At 72.9% G+C, this 14308-nt stretch carries 11 protein-coding genes; 5 read left to right on the top strand and 6 right to left on the bottom strand.

Annotation, left to right across the window (positions count from 1 at the left end):
• Positions 1–32 precede the first annotated feature (32 nt).
• A complete protein-coding gene (locus tag EDM22_RS00775) occupies positions 33–2141 on the bottom strand; it encodes a beta-galactosidase (RefSeq protein ID WP_122935121.1) in 2109 nt (702 codons plus the stop codon).
• 277 nt (positions 2142–2418) lie between these two features.
• On the opposite strand from EDM22_RS00775, the gene EDM22_RS00770 reads away from it, so the two are divergent.
• Both EDM22_RS00770 and EDM22_RS00765 read left to right on the top strand, forming a co-directional pair.
• Positions 2419–3426 carry a LacI family DNA-binding transcriptional regulator gene (locus EDM22_RS00770; protein WP_170963949.1) on the top strand — a complete coding sequence of 336 codons (1008 nt, stop codon included), beginning with the start codon at positions 2419–2421 and terminating at the stop codon, positions 3424–3426.
• 60 nt (positions 3427–3486) lie between these two features.
• The gene (locus EDM22_RS00765; protein ID WP_245989066.1) at positions 3487–4443 is read left to right on the top strand and encodes an ROK family protein; all 957 of its coding nucleotides are present in this window, start codon (positions 3487–3489) and stop codon (positions 4441–4443) included.
• A gap of 90 nt (positions 4444–4533) precedes the next feature.
• Here the strand turns inward: EDM22_RS00765 and EDM22_RS00760 are convergent, their stop codons facing one another.
• From EDM22_RS00760 to EDM22_RS00750, 3 genes are all read right to left on the bottom strand, one after another.
• Positions 4534–6114, bottom strand: a complete 1581-nt coding sequence (locus EDM22_RS00760) for an HNH endonuclease signature motif containing protein (RefSeq protein WP_122935119.1) — start codon at positions 6112–6114, stop codon at positions 4534–4536.
• A 143-nt stretch (positions 6115–6257) separates the two neighbouring features.
• Positions 6258–6986: a response regulator transcription factor gene (locus EDM22_RS00755; RefSeq protein WP_342768483.1), complete on the bottom strand. Its 729-nt coding sequence runs from the start codon at positions 6984–6986 to the stop codon at positions 6258–6260.
• A complete protein-coding gene (locus tag EDM22_RS00750) occupies positions 6976–9045 on the bottom strand; it encodes a GAF domain-containing sensor histidine kinase (RefSeq protein ID WP_122935118.1) in 2070 nt (689 codons plus the stop codon). The genes EDM22_RS00755 and EDM22_RS00750 overlap by 11 nt, the downstream gene beginning before the upstream one ends.
• Positions 9046–9241: 196 nt before the next feature.
• On the opposite strand from EDM22_RS00750, the gene EDM22_RS00745 reads away from it, so the two are divergent.
• A complete protein-coding gene (locus tag EDM22_RS00745) occupies positions 9242–9733 on the top strand; it encodes a hypothetical protein (protein ID WP_212591850.1) in 492 nt (163 codons plus the stop codon).
• Positions 9717–11231, top strand: a complete 1515-nt coding sequence (locus tag EDM22_RS00740; protein ID WP_122935117.1) for a multicopper oxidase family protein — start codon at positions 9717–9719, stop codon at positions 11229–11231. The genes EDM22_RS00745 and EDM22_RS00740 overlap by 17 nt, the downstream gene beginning before the upstream one ends.
• A 7-nt stretch (positions 11232–11238) precedes the next feature.
• Here EDM22_RS00740 and EDM22_RS00735 read toward each other — a convergent pair whose 3' ends face one another.
• Entirely contained in the window at positions 11239–11670 is a 432-nt protein-coding gene (locus EDM22_RS00735; RefSeq protein WP_122935116.1) for a MarR family winged helix-turn-helix transcriptional regulator, read from the bottom strand.
• Between the two features lie 97 nt (positions 11671–11767).
• On the opposite strand from EDM22_RS00735, the gene EDM22_RS00730 reads away from it, so the two are divergent.
• A complete protein-coding gene (locus tag EDM22_RS00730; RefSeq protein WP_122935115.1) occupies positions 11768–12421 on the top strand; it encodes an FMN-dependent NADH-azoreductase in 654 nt (217 codons plus the stop codon).
• A gap of 13 nt (positions 12422–12434) precedes the next feature.
• Here EDM22_RS00730 and nhaA read toward each other — a convergent pair whose 3' ends face one another.
• Positions 12435–14291 carry a Na+/H+ antiporter NhaA gene (gene nhaA / locus EDM22_RS00725; RefSeq protein WP_122935114.1) on the bottom strand — a complete coding sequence of 619 codons (1857 nt, stop codon included), beginning with the start codon at positions 14289–14291 and terminating at the stop codon, positions 12435–12437.
• Between the last annotated feature and the right edge of the window lie 17 nt (positions 14292–14308).

Here is a 14308-nt window from a genome sequence, read left to right as displayed (position 1 = left end):
TTCGGTTCTCGGAGACCGGGGTTCCGGTCGCCTCACCCGTCGAGCAGGGTCAGCGTCGACCATGCTGCGAGGGGGAGTTCGGTGCCCGCCGCGTGGGCGGCGGCGGTGACCGCGTCGGTGACGTCGCGGTCGAGTGTGACCACGGTCTCGGTCCAGCTCCAGTTGAAGACGAACCAGGCCCGCCGGCCGTCGGGGAGCGTGCCCGAGGCGACGGTCACGGGCAGCGCACGGTCGGATGCCAGCCCGTCGGCCACGGGTGACGGCACCGCCCAGCGCACGAGGTCGGCGGCGAGCGCCGGCGAGGGCACGGTGCCGACGACGGTGACGCGGCCCGAGCCGTGGGCCTTCGTCGTCACGGCCGGGAAGTCGCCGAAGCGCGGGTGCTCGTAGCGGGCGAGCACCTCGGCGTCGTCGTTGATGAGCCCGTCGGCCCACAGGCGGGCGGTGGCGGTTCCGGATGCCGCGAACGGCTCGGCTGCGGCGACCGCGATGTCGTGGCGCAGGTTCGAGAACTCGTCGTAGTGCACGCCCGCGGCATCCGCCAGCCTCGCCGGCGCGACCTCGACGCGGGCCCGTGCCTCCTCGTCGCCGTACCCCGTGCGGATGCCGACGATGAGGTGGCCGCCGGCCGCCGCGTAGTCGCGGAGCAGGTCGAGTTCGGCGTCGGATGCCGCGTAGAACCCGGGTGCGACGAGCACCGGGAATCGCCGTGCGAGCTCCTCGGCGCCGAGGTCGCGCGCCTGGCCCACGTGCAGGATCCGCGACTGCGCACCGGCGTCGACGACGCCCCGGTGGAACGCGTCGACGATGCGCTGGTACGACGTGCGATCGGGCGTGCCGTCGGCCGTCGCGAGCGGCGGGAAGAACTCGAGCGCGAAGCGGCTGTCGTTCGACCACAGGATCGCGACGTCGGCGTCGGGCTCGTAGCCGTCGAGCGTGTCGCCGATGGCCCCGAGTGCGGCGCCGATCTCGGCGACCTCGCGGTAGACGCGGCCGGGCTGCAGGCTGTGCGGCAGGACGCCGCCCCAGTACGTCTCGGTGCCGTAGGGCAGCGTGTGCCAGTGCCAGTACTCGATCATCGCCGCGCCGCGGGAGATGAACGCGAACGCCGCCTGGGCGAGCTGGCCCGGGTACGGCGGCAGGTTGAACTCGGAGCCGCCGATCGACTGGGCGTCGGTCTCGGTCACGAGGAACCGCGACTGCTTCGAGGAGTACATCCGGTCGGCCTGGCGCAGGAGCGCGGCGACGCCGGAGGTGGTCCACGGCGTCACGGGATCGAGGTCGACGGTGGCGTCGAGGTGGTCCTGCATCGCGTAGTACGGGTTGCCGGCCGTGATGTCGAGGGCCTCCATGAGGTCGTCGTCGGCGAGCGCGGGGCGCGGGTAGGCGATGCACGTGGTGACGAACTGCCCGGGGCGGGCGTACTCGCGCACGAGCTCGGCCTGCCACACGATGAACTCGGTGGTGAGGTCGGCCTGGTAGCGCCGCCACGCGAGGTCGTACTGCGGCAGGGTGTTGCCGTCGGGGGTCCACAGGTCCGACCAGTCGGAGAGCCGGTGCGACCAGTACGTGAGTCCCCACTCGCGATTGAGCGTCTCGACGTCGCCGTACTTCGCCTTCAGTCGGCGCACGAAGCGCTGGAAGCTGCCGCGGTTGTGGAAGAGCAGCATCCCCGGCTCGTTGTCGACCTGGTAGCCGATCACGGCGGGGTGGTCGGCGTAGCGCGCGACGACGGCGCGGATGACGCGCTCGGCGTGGAACCGGAAGGCCGGGTGGGAGTAGTCGACCTCCTGCCGGGCGCCCCAGGGCGTCGGCTCGCCCGTGCGGGACTCGCCGGCGATCTCGGGATACGCGGTCTGCAACCACGGCGGCACGGCATAGGTGGGCGTGCCGAGGATGACGGCGATGCCCCGCTCGTGGGCCCCATCGAGCACCGGCTGCAGCCAGTCGAGATCGAACTCGCCGTCGCGCGGCTCCCACGTGGACCACACCGACTCGCCGACGCGGATGACCGTGAACCCCGCCTCCTTCATGAGGTCGAGGTCGGCCTCGGTGCGCTCCTCGCGGTGGTACTCGGCGTAGTACGCGGCGCCGAAGAGGATGCCGTTCGAGGGGTGTGCGGCGGTCTGCGAGGACTTCATCAGGGGCGAACTCCGTTGTCTGTGCGGCTGATGCGAGGACATATGTTTTCGACAACATCTGTCGGAACCAAGGATGTTGCCGATAACATTGCGTGTCAAGTCCCAATTCGACATCGTGATGCAGATCACGTCGCAGAGACTGGGACGCAGCATCGATCGGAGGGTCGGGATGGTCGAGCGAGCAGGTCGCCTCGAGCCGCGGACCGACGCGCCGAGCCCAGGACGGCCGTCGGCGGATCCGGTTCCCGGCACCGGGCGGAACCCGGTTCCGAGACCGGTGCCCGCGAAGGCCGCCACGATCTACGACGTCGCCCAGGCGGCCGGTGTCTCGCACCAGACGGTCTCCCGGTTCCTGAAGGGCTTCGCCGGCATCCGCCCGGAGACCCGCGAGAAGGTCGAGCGGGCTCTCGACGAGCTCGACTACCGGCCGAACCTCACCGCGCGCAGCCTGAAGTCGGGACGCTCGCACCGCATCGGCGCCCTCACCCACGAACTCTCCAACGTCGGCCCGAGCCGGGTCGCCGAGGGGGCGAGCGCCGCCGCCCGCGAGTGCGGCTACGTGCTCGACCTCGTGTCGCTCGACGCGCGCAGCGCCGGCGAGATCGAGCGGTCGCTCGACCTCATCACGCAGCACGAGCTCGCCGGCGTGCTCGCGCTCTCCTCCACCGACGAGATGACCCGCGCGTTCGAGACCACCGAGTTCCGCGTGCCCGTGTTCATCGACGCCGAGTCCGACGACGCCGTGACCGGCCGCCGCAGCGGCCTCGCCCAGGTGGGCATCCCCGCGCTCATCGACCACCTCGCCGAGCTCGGACACCGCAGCTTCCTGCACATCGCGGGTCCACCGATGTGGCGCGCGGCCCGGAACCGCATCCTCGCGTACGACCGTGAGCTCGAGGCCCGCGGCCTCCACTCGGCCGGCGTGCTGCCGGGCGACTGGTCCGCGCGATCCGGATACGAGGCGATCGCCGCGCTCCCCCGCCTCCCGGAGGCGACCGCCATCGTCGCCGCCAACGACCAGACCGCGCTCGGCGCGATGCTCGCCCTCAAGGAGCGCGGGGTGCGCATCCCCGAGGACATCAGCGTCGTCGGCATCGACGACATCCCCGAGTCGCCGTACTTCGATCCGCCCCTCACGACCGTGCACATCGACTTCGAGATGCAGGGGCGTGCGTCGGTGTACCGGCTCATCGCGCAGATCGAGCACGCCGAGTCGCGTCCGGTCGTCGTTCCCCCGCCGCGGCTCGTGGTGCGCCGCTCATCGGGACCTGCGGCCCATGCCTGACCGCTCGTCGGCCTGACAGGCTGAGGGAACGTACCCATCGCATCGGCCACGGGAGGCAGCATGGCGATCGAGGTGGCGCTCGCCGTCGACATCGGCGGCACCAAGGTCGACGCGGCCCTCGTCGACGGCGCAGGCGGCATCGTGCCGGGCAGCCGGCATCGTGAGGCGACCGGCGCCGGGCAGACGTCGGCGACGTTCTCAACCGTGCTCGCGTCGGTGTGCGGTCGAGCAGCGGATGCCGCGGCTCCGGGCTCGCACCGGATCGTCGGCGTCGGCATCGGCGCAGCGGGTCCGCTCCTGCGCGGCGGAACCAGCATCTCGCCGCTCAACATGCCCGGTATCCGGGACTTCGCGCTCGCGCCCGCGGTCGCCTCCGCGGCGCCGGGCGCTCCGGTCCGCGTCGCGCTCGACGGCACCTGCATCACGCTCGCCGAGCACCGGTTCGGCGCGCTGCGCGGCGTGCGCAACGGCATCGCCATGGTCGTGTCCACCGGCATCGGGGGCGGCATCGTGCTCGACGGGCGGATCGTGCTCGGCAACGCCGGCAACGCCGGTCATGTCGGCCAGGTGTGGGTGCGCCGGCCCGACCCGGCCGACCCCGTGCGCGCGACCGTCGAAGCGGTCGCGGCGGGTCCGGCCACCGTGCGCTGGGCGAATGAACGCGGGTGGCCCGGTGCCGACGGCCGCGCGCTGGCCGTTGACTACGCGGCGCGGCATCCGCTCGCCGTCGAGGCCGTGCACCGCTCGGCGAGCGCGGTGGGGCACGCGATCGCGGCCTACGCCGCCCTGCTCGACCTCGAGGTCGTCGCGATCGGCGGCGGGTTCGCGCGCGTGGCCCGCGACTACGTGGAACTCGTGGAGGCGGCGGCGCACGAGCTGGCGGTGCTGCCCGCGGCGCGCGGCATCCGTGTGGTGCGCGCGGCGCTGGGCGACGACGCACCCCTCGTCGGCGCGGCCATGCTCGTGCTCGCGGGGGTCGGCGAGCCCCAGCCGCAGGCGCCTGCCGCGGGCGGGTGAGCGCTTGGGTGGCTGAGCTCTTGCACGGTCGTCACCCCGGAGACCGCGAGCCGGTGGTCGGACACCGTGCCTGCCCCGAGGCCTACGACGTCACCCCGACGCTCCCGGATGGGCCCTCGCATGCAGCCAGGGGGGCTCGACCTCGACCGTGCACGAACGCTCACAGAGGCCGGAAGGATGGTCATTCGGAGTGAGATAGCTCGGTGGGCGCGGACGAGCCTCCCCTCCCGGCCCTGGCGCCGCCGCCGCGGACCGCCGCGACACCGACACGAACGGGCGCTCAGGGTGCGTTCGCAGCACGTGACCGACCGGCGATGTCCACCGCATCACGCCGCCGGGCTCGTGCGCGACCCGCCACCCGCTCTCGGGTTTCAGCCGGTGGTGCGACCGGCACAGGTGCGCGAGGTTGTCGGCATCGGTCGCGCCGCCGCGCGCCCAGTCGGTGGTGTGGTCGAGGTCGGCGCGGTGGGCGGGCCGGGCGCAGCCCGGGAAACGGCATCGGCCGTCGCGCACGCGCAGGTACCCGGCCAGGTCGGCGCCGGCGCGGTAGCTGGTGCGACCGTAGGACAGCGCGGCGCCCGTCTCGGGATGCACGAGCAGGCGCCGCAGCGACGGAGCGTGGCCGGCGAGGCGGCGGGCGGTCTCGGCGTCGATGGGACCGTAGCCGTCGAGTTCGGCGGGTTCGTCGGTGACGCCGAGCAGGCTGAGTACCGGCACGGTGACGGTGACCCGGGCCGTGACCCGGCCGGTCGCGGCGGCGAGGTGCCCGTCGGCGCCGTCGAGGGCGCCGACGAGCAGCAGGTCGGCGGCGATGTCGGCCGAGCGCTGCGCCGTCGTGCGGGAGTCGGGGCGATCGGGGTCGGATGCCGCAGCGAGCGCCTCGAGACGTGCGACGACCGAGACCGCGCGCTCGGCCTCGAGGAACAGGCTCAGCCACGCCATGCCGTCGGGAGCCGGCTCGAGGACCACTCGCCGCTCGGCGACGGCGCGAGCACGGCGGGACTCGAGCGGCTCGGGGTGCAGGCGCTCGCGAAGGCGCTGCAGTCGGCGGCGGAAGGCCGAACTCGTGCGGGAGGCGGCATCGACCAGCGCGACGCGCTCGACCTCGTCGGCAACGTCGGCCGGGAACGTCTGCGTGATCTCGAGCATGGACCGCACGTGCCCGATCGCGACCTCGCCTGCAGCGAGCGCCTCGAGCGTCGCGGTGCGCGGGCCCGCCAGCTGCCCGGCGTCGGCGACCAAGCGCCCCGCGACCTGCTCGGGCACGACCAGCGTGGTCGCGAGTTCCGCCACGAACGACCGCGTCGCGAGTTCGCGGCGCGTCGCAGTGCTCACCTCGCCGATGCCCTCGATCCGGGCGTGCCGTGCACGAGCCGACTCGATCAGGCGGCACTGCTCCGCCTGCGCCCACCGGATGGTGCGCTCGAGCGACGCGAGCAGCGCGAGCTCATCGTCGAGGGCGGTCTCGTCGCGCTGCCGGGACGCTGCGACGGGCGCTGCGTCGTGACATCCGTCGTCGACCAGCCCCTCGTCGACCAGCCCGTCGTCGAACAGCCACTCGTCGACGAGCCGCTCGTCGAGGGACCGTTCGTCGCCGAGCCACCCGCCGGCCGGCACCACCTCGAACGCGCCATGGCCCCACTCGAGCGGCGGGGTCGCAACGGCTGGCATGGAGCCAGTCAAGCACCACCCACCGACATTCCAGCCCCATTCAAATGCCCGACGAGCCGCCATTTCCGACCGCATCACGCGGCGCCGCGACCGGCGGCTCCGCCGCGATCCCAGCCCCGCGCCTCGAGCCTCGAGCCGCCGCCCTACCCGCCGTCGTTCTGCAGGAACGCGAGCACGGCCGCCACCCGCCGGTGCACGCCCGTCTCGGGTAGGCGGAGCTTGGTGAAGATCGCGTTGACGTGCTTCTCCACGGTCGACGTCGACAGGAACAGCGACTGCTCGATGCCCGCGTTCGTACGCCCCTGGGCCATCTCGCGCAGCACCTCGAGCTCGCGCGGCGACAGCGCCGCGAGCGGGCTCGACGCGCCGGCCGCACTGCGACGGCGCACGAGCGTGTCGACGATCTGCGGGTCGATCACCGACCCGCCCGCGCACACCTCGCGGAGGGCGTGCACGAGGTCTTCGAGATCGCCGATGCGGTCCTTCAGCAGGTAGCCGAGCCCGGCCGACCCCTCCGCGAAGAGCGCGAGCGCGTAGCTCTCGTCGGCGTGCTGCGACAACACCACCACGCCCGTCTCGGGGTGGGCCGCCCGGATCGCGCGCGCAGCCTCGATCCCCTCCATGTGGTGGCCCGGCGGCATCCGGATGTCGGTGAGCACCGCGTCGGGCGAGAGCCGGCGCACCGCGTCGAGCAGCTCCGTGGCATTGCCCGTGCCCGCGACCACGTCGACCTCGCCGGAGTCCTCGAGCAGGCGGCGCACCCCCTCGCGCACGAGGTAGTTGTCCTCGGCGATCACCACCCGCAGCATGTCGGACGCGCCGGGTGCACCCGACCCGCCGGGTGCGCCGGACCCGTTCGACTCATCCGACATGGAGCTCCTCCCGCTCGCGCCTCGGTTCCACGGGAAGGTCGACGAGCACCGTCGTGCCCGTCGGCCGGGCCGGCACCACGCGCACCGTGCCGCGCAGCGCCGCAACCCGATCGCGGATGTTCGCCAGCCCGCCGCTCGACGTCGCCGTCGCCGCCGCCGCCTCCGTGTCGATTCCGCATCCGTCGTCGCTGATCTCGATGCGCAGGTGGCCGTTGCTGCGTGCGAGACCGACCGAGGCGTGCGTGGCGTTCGCGTGCTTGGCGGTGTTCGCGAGCGCCTCGCGCACCACGTAGTACGCCGTGGTCTCGACGTCGTCGGGGAACCGCTCGGCGCGCACCCGCTCGTCGGCCTCGACGCTGAGCGGGATCGGGTACCGCGCCACGCCCGATTCGACGGCGGCCACGAGCCCGTTATCACTCAGCACGGGTGGGTGGATGCCGCGGGCGAGCTCGCGCAGGTCGGTGAGCGTCTCGCGGGCCTGGTCCTGCAGCTCGATGAGCTCCTCGGCGGTGAGTTCGCCCCGCTGCAGCCGGTTGCGCGCGAGCCGGAGCCCGGCGATCTGCGCCACCACGTTCTGCTGGATGCCGTCGTGCAGGTCGCGCTCGAGCCGCCGGCGCTCGTCGTCCTGCGCGGCGACGAGCCGCTCGCGCGAGGCGGTCAGCTCCGCGAGCTGCTCCGCGAGCTGGGCGGTGAGCCGGACGTTCGCGACGGATGCCGCGGCCTGGCCGGCGACCGTGCGCAGCAGCGCCTGCTCGGCGTCGCCGTACTCCCCGCGGCGGCGGGGGCCCACGTCGATGCGGCCGAGCGTCTCGTCGCCGCGCACGAGGTCGCACGACGCGACGACCTCGCCCTCCACCTCGCCCGCGACGCCCGCCGGCGCGGCCGCGAGGCTGCCGTCGGAGCCGGCGAGCGCAATGCGCACCCACGATGCGTCGAGGCCCTCGCGCACCGCGTCGGCGAGCCGCGTGAGCAGTTCGCGCGGATCCACCGCCTGCTCGAGCCGGGCGCCGAGTTCGCCGAGCATCGTGAGCTGCCGCTCCCGATCGCCGAAGACGAGGCGGTGGATGCGCCGCTCGAGCCAGCCGCGCACCGGGAGCAGTCCGACCGCGAGCAGCGTCGTCAGCAGCACCGCGCCGACGAGCGTCAGGCTGTCGGCGAGGAGCACCGCGGGGGTCGCGACGCCGATCCCGTAGAGCACCGCGATGAGCAGGCCCGACGAGCGGGCGAACAGGCGCCCGCGATCGCCGGGGGCGATGTCGAACGCGCCGTAGCGGAGGATGCCGTGGATGCCGGCGAACGGGATCGCGATCAGCGTGACGAAGACGGCGACGCCGAAGAGCCAGATCTCGGGCCAGAACGTCCATCCCGCGAAGGCGAGGAGCGAGGCGGTGACCACCGCGGCCATGACCCGTGTGCGCGCACGCACCTCCTCGTCGCCGAAGAGCGCACGGTAGCCGAGCACCCCGAGTCCGAGCACCACGGACGGCCACGGCTGGTATGCGACCGAGTAGACGATCGGGGCGGCCCACTCGAGCCACGGCACGGCGTACTGGTTCGGGATGCCGTCGCCGCTGACGCCCATGTAGGGCGACAGGAGCACGTACGGGGTCGTGAGCACGACGAGGGGGCCCACGAGCGCGGGGATCCAGATGAACCACACCGCGATCCGCTGCCATCGCCGCTCGGGGATTCCGGTGGGGAACGTGGCGAACAGGCTCACGAACGCGGCGGTCGACACCGCATCGGAGGTCAGGCCGAGCATGTTGAACAGCGGGAACCAGGACTCCTGCAGCAGCTCGACGTTGCGCCCCAGGAAGGTCTCGTACGCCGACGAGAACGCCATCGCGGTCGCCGCGAGGGCGAGGAACAGCGCCGCCCGCGACGACGACACCGTGAGCAGCCACATGCCGAACACGAACGTCGGCACCACGCCCAGCAGCAGCCAGCCGAGCTCGTGGGCTGCGTTGCCCTCGATGAATCCGGCCACGACGACGACGTAGACCACCGACGCGACCCCGATCGGACCCATCGTCGCGAGGCACACCCACCTGCGGTCCATGGCTCCATCGTCCTCCTGCCGGGCCGATCGCGGGAGAGGGCCTGCCCCGACGTCCCTTAGCAGGCAGCCCCCAGTGCGCGTGCGGCGCTCCTCCACACGCGGTCCGGTTCTCCGCGTTCCGGCGGGTCGCCGCGTCGGCGACGGTGAGAGGCGAGCGGATGCCGCGACCGGCGCCGCACGAACTGGGAGGGACATCATGCGCAAGCTCTACACCGGCCTCGCCTGGACCATCGCGGGCGCCGTCGTCATCCAGGCCGCTGCCATCGCGTTCGCGTTCGGGGGCATGCTCAACCTCGTCTCCGAGGGCGGCGTCGTCGACAAGGCGCTCCTCGAGAGCTTCCAGGCTGGGGGCGTGGGCGAGGTCGGGTTCATGGTCCACGGCGTCGTCGGCGGCGTGCTGATCCCGCTCATCGCACTCGCGCTCCTCGTGGTCTCGTTCTTCGTACGGGTACGCGGGGCCAAGCTGTGGGCCGCGATCGTGTTCGGGCTCGTGGTGCTGCAGGTGGTGCTCGGCTTCTCGATCGTGGGCTCGCCCTACCTCGGGCTGATCCACGGTGCGAACGCGCTCGCCGTCGTGGCGACTGCAGCGGTCGCCGCGCTGCGCGTCCGCCGGGCGCGGGCAGCCGACGCCGCCCAGGCTCCGCTCGAACCCGCCGAGGGGGCGAGCTCCGATGCCGTCGCGGCGTGAGCTCGTGCGGCGGCTCGCCGTCGGCGTCGCGGTCGCGACCGCGGTCGCCGCCGGCGCGGTCGCGTGGAGCTCCACGCTGCTCGGCGAGTACTCGGTGATGGACATGGGCGCGGGGCACGGCGCCCCCGTCGACCACGCGGGGCACGGAGGGTCGGGTTCCGGCGCCTCCGCGGCATCCGGAACCGTCGGGGCGACCGGCGCGGTCAGCGTGACCTCCCTCACGGCCGACCCCGACCGCCCCGCCGACGTGCGGGTCGAGCTCACCGCCCGGCAGGAGACGGTCGACGTGCCCGGCGGGCGTGCGATCGAGGGCTATACGGTGAACGGCACCTCGCCCGGACCGACGATCCGCGCACGGCAGGGCGACCTCGTCGAGGTGGTGTTCGTGAACGAGTCGGTCGCCGCGGGCGCCACCCTGCACTGGCACGGCCTCGACTTGCCGAACGCGGCCGACGGCGTCGCCGGCGTCACGCAGGACGCCGTGCCGGTCGGCGGCAGCTACGTCTACCGGTTCGTGGCCGAGGACGCGGGCACCTACTGGTACCACTCCCACCAGGTCTCGCACGAGCAGGTGGTGGGCGGACTGCTCGGCGCGGTCGTCATCGAGCCCGCCGAGCCGCCGGCCGCCAACCTCGCGACCGACCTCGACGTGACCGCCCTCCTGCACGTCTACGGCGGGCAGCACACGCTCAACGGTCGCGCCGACGACGAGCACGTGGCCGCCGCGCCCGGCGAGACGGTGCGGGTGCGGGTGATCAACACCGACCAGGGCACGGCCCCGGTCTGGTCGGACGAGCCGTTCCGCGTGCTCGCGATCGACGGGCACGACGTGAACGAGCCGTCGGACGTCGACGGCCGCAAGCTGCTCATCCCGGCGGGCGGGCGAGCGGATGTCGCGGTGCGCGCCCCCGACCACGGCGCCGTCGGCCTGCACGTGGGCGGCGCCCGCCGCGTCCTCGTGGGCGATCCCGCCGCCGACGTTCCCCCCGCGCCGCAGGCCACGGAGACGCTCGACCTGCTCGCCTACGGGGAGCCGGCGCCGCTCGGGTTCGACCCGGCATCCGCCGACCGCACGTACGACTACGTGATCGGACGCCGCTTCGGCCTCCTCGACGGCCGCCCGGGCAACTTCTGGACCATCAACGGGCGGCTCTTCCCCGACGTTCCGATGTTCCACGTCACCGAGGGCGACGTCGTCGTGATGCGCATCGTCAACCAGTCGGGCGACGTGCACCCGATGCACCTGCACGGCCACCACGTCGTCGTGGTGTCCCGCGACGGCGTGGCCGCATCCGGAAGCCCGTGGTGGGTCGACTCGCTCGACGTGCACCCCGGCGAGTCGTACCAGATCGCCTTCGTCGCCGACAATCCGGGCATCTGGAGCGACCACTGCCACACCCTGCCGCACGCGGTCGACGGCCTCGTCGCGCACGTGATGTACGACGGCGTCACGACGCCGTTCACCATCAACGGGGCGGCGGGTAACCAGCCGGAGTGATGCGGCGTCAGGGTGCCCGGTCGCCCAGCACCGACTCCAGTCCGTCGGCGACGGCGGCCAGCTGCGTCGCGTCGACGGCCGCGAACTCCCGTTCGATGGCCGGCAGGTAGACGCGGGCCGCGGCGAGGAATCGGCGCTTGCCCTCGGCGGTGAGCACGGCGTAGGCCGAGCGCCCGTCGTCGGGGTTCGGCTCGCGCGCGACGAGGCCGGCGGCTGCCAGCTCGTCGACGAGGCGGCTCACGCGTGTGCGGCTCAGCACGACGCGCTCCCCGAGCTGCCCCATCGTCAGGCGGCCCCCCGCTTCGCGGAGCTCGAGCAGCACGTCGTACCAGGCGAGCGGGATGCCGCTCGCCCTCGTCACGGCGCGGTCGAGGCGCGGGAGCACCGCGGCGTGCAGGCGCAGCACGGCGGCCCAGGTGCGTTCGGCATCGGTCGGCATGGGTCCATCGTAGCGTATTTGTGTGCGTGCGCACATACATGCTACGGTCGAGTCCTCCGAAATTCATGTGCGTCTGCACACACTGAAAGGACACGCCATGACCACGCTCCTCCACGTCTCCGCATCGCCCCGCGGCGAGGCATCCGAGTCGCTCGCGATCGCCCGCACCTTCCTCGACGCCTTCCGCGCGGCGAACCCTGCGGCATCCGTCGACGAATGGGACCTGTGGGACGGATCGCTGCCGGCCTTCGGGCCCGACGGCGCCGGCGCCAAGATGCGCATCTTCGCCGGCGAGCAGCCGGTCGGCCCCCAGGAGACCGCGTGGCACCGCGCTCGCCTCGCCTTCGAGCGGTTCGCGGCCGCCGACCTCTACCTGTTCAGCCTGCCGATGTGGAACGCCGGCATCCCCTACATCGCCAAGCAGTTCATCGACGTCGTGAGCCAGCCCGGCATGGTGTTCGGGTTCGACCCCGAGGCCGGGTACACGGGCCTCCTCGACGGCCGCCGCGCCGCCGTGGTGTACACGAGCGCCGTCTACGGCGAGGAGCGCCCGCGGTCGTTCGGCAGCGACTTCCAGCAGCCCTACTTCGAGGACTGGCTGAACTGGGCGGGCATCGCCGACGTCACCTCGATCGCGTTCCGGCCCAACCTCGCCGTCGCCGACGCGGAGCCCGGACGGCGCGCCGCGCACGAGGCCGCCCGCCGCACGGGGTCGGAGTTCGCCCGCTCGCCGCTGCGCCGGGCGTCGTGAGGCGCGAGCTCGCCTACCTCGGCGTGTCCGCCACGCGGGGCTCCGAGTCCACCGTCGCCTCGAGCGCACGGATGAGCGACGCCGAATCCCAGGGCCCCTTGAGCCGCCTCCCGTTGATGAAGAAGGTGGGCGTCGAGTGCAGGTCCATGAGCTCGGCATCGAGCTGGTCGTCCTCCACCCTGCGCACGACCCGGGGCGAGCGCAGGTCGGCCGCGAACCGCTCGGGGTCGAGGCCGAGCTCGGCGGCGCACCGGCAGAGGTCGTCGGTGGTCAGTGCGTCCTGGTTCGCGAAGAGCAGGCGCGCCATCGGCAGGAACTCCCCCTGCAGCGCCGCGGCCTCGTAGGCCTGCGCCGCCTCCTTCGCGTGCGGATGCACCGACTCGAGCGGCAGGTGCCGCCACACCCAGCGCACGTCGTCGCCGAAGTGCGCGATGACCGCGTCGATCGACCCCGTCGCCCGGCTGCAGAACGGGCACTCGAAATCGCCGTACTCGACGATCGAGTACGGCGCGTCCACCCGCCCGCGGAAGTGGTCGCGGGTCGCGTCGAAGGGGCGCATGAGCGTCGCGCCGACGGCGGTGGGCGGGCGCAGCCGGTCGGCGATCGTGAAGATCGCCCAGCCCAGCGAGAAGGCGATGACGGATGCCGCGAGCACGCCCACGCGCGCGAGGTCCTGTGATTCGGGGTCGGGCAGCGCGATCGTCACGATGAACAGCGAGATCGTGAAGCCGATGCCCGACAGCGCCGCACCGCCCGCGATGCGCGGCATCCCGAGGCCCGGGGCGAGCCGGCCGAGCCCCGTGGCGCGCACGACCGCCGTCGCCACCGTGATGCCGACGAACTTGCCGACCACGAGACCCGCGACGACGGCCCAGGTGAGCGGCGAGGTGAGGGCGGCGCTGAGGGTCGCGGCGTCGAGGTGCACGCCGGCGTTCGCGAGCGCGAAGATCGGCAGCACGAGGAACGAGACGTATGGAGCCCACGCGGTCTGCAGGCGGTCGTTGATCGAGAGGGATTCACGGAGGCTCCGGGTGACCGCCGCCGCGTACTCGGTGTTGGGCGACTCCCGGAACGCCTGCGTGAGCTCGGCCGTGCGCTCGACGTCGCGGCGTCGTGGCGGGTACACCGGGATGAGGAGCGCCACCGCGACGCCCGCGAGCGTGGGGTGGATGCCGGCCTGCGCGAGCGCGACCCAGAGGGCGACGCCGAGCACCGCGTAAGCGAAGCCGCGACCGGCGCGGAGGAACCGCACGAGCGCGAGCGCTGCCATCAGCACCACCGCCGCGATGATGGGCACGGGGCTGAAGCCCGAGCTGTAGAACACGCCGATCGCGAGCAGCGCGCCGATGTCGTCGACGACGGCGAGCGTCAACAGGAACGTGCGCAGCCGCGCGGGGAACTTCGGGCCGATGATCGCGAGCGCGCCGACGAGGAACGCCGTGTCGGTGGAGATCACGGTGCCCCACGCATGCGCGTCGCCGGCGGGCAGCGCGATCACGATGAAGATGAGCGCCGGGAGGATGAGGCCGGCGATCGCGGCGAGGACCGGCACGATCGCACGCGACCGGTCGGTGAGCTCGCCGAGCGTGAACTCGTGCTTCACCTCGAGCCCGACCACGAAGAAGAAGAACGTCATGATCGCGTCGTTCACGAGCTGGTGCGGCGTCGTGGCCAGTGAGAGGTCGCCGACGCTCACGGCGATCGGCATCGACCAGAACTGCTCGTAGCCGTCGCCCCACGGCGAGTTCGCCCACACGATCGCGAGCACGGTGGCGAGCAGCAGCAGGGCCGCGGCCGTGCGATCGCTCGCGCCGACGCCGAGTCGCTTGTGGCTGCGCTCCACGGTCGCGGCGATCGGCGGGCTCGTCATCTGCCCAGAATAGGGAC

Origin of the sequence: Agromyces tardus (assembly GCF_003710805.1) — a bacterium.
Classification (GTDB): Bacteria; Actinomycetota; Actinomycetes; order Actinomycetales; family Microbacteriaceae; genus Agromyces; species Agromyces tardus.
The sequence above is the reverse complement of the archived record's forward strand: the minus strand, read 5'-3'. Positions and strand labels throughout refer to the sequence as shown.

Bases quoted from the DNA above. Each gene is read 5' to 3' on its own strand.
- EDM22_RS00760 (WP_122935119.1), bottom strand. From the start codon at position 6,114: ATGCCAGCCGTTGCGACCCCGCCGCTCGAGTGGGGCCATGGCGCGTTC.
- EDM22_RS00730 (WP_122935115.1), top strand. From the start codon at position 11,768: ATGACCACGCTCCTCCACGTCTCCGCATCGCCCCGCGGCGAGGCATCC.
- EDM22_RS00735 (WP_122935116.1), bottom strand. From the start codon at position 11,670: ATGCCGACCGATGCCGAACGCACCTGGGCCGCCGTGCTGCGCCTGCAC.
- EDM22_RS00750 (WP_122935118.1), bottom strand. From the start codon at position 9,045: ATGGACCGCAGGTGGGTGTGCCTCGCGACGATGGGTCCGATCGGGGTC.
- EDM22_RS00775 (WP_122935121.1), bottom strand. From the start codon at position 2,141: ATGAAGTCCTCGCAGACCGCCGCACACCCCTCGAACGGCATCCTCTTC.
- EDM22_RS00740 (WP_122935117.1), top strand. From the start codon at position 9,717: ATGCCGTCGCGGCGTGAGCTCGTGCGGCGGCTCGCCGTCGGCGTCGCG.
- nhaA (WP_122935114.1), bottom strand. From the start codon at position 14,291: ATGACGAGCCCGCCGATCGCCGCGACCGTGGAGCGCAGCCACAAGCGA.
- EDM22_RS00765 (WP_245989066.1), top strand. From the start codon at position 3,487: ATGGCGATCGAGGTGGCGCTCGCCGTCGACATCGGCGGCACCAAGGTC.
- EDM22_RS00745 (WP_212591850.1), top strand. From the start codon at position 9,242: ATGCGCAAGCTCTACACCGGCCTCGCCTGGACCATCGCGGGCGCCGTC.
- EDM22_RS00755 (WP_342768483.1), bottom strand. From the start codon at position 6,986: ATGTCGGATGAGTCGAACGGGTCCGGCGCACCCGGCGGGTCGGGTGCA.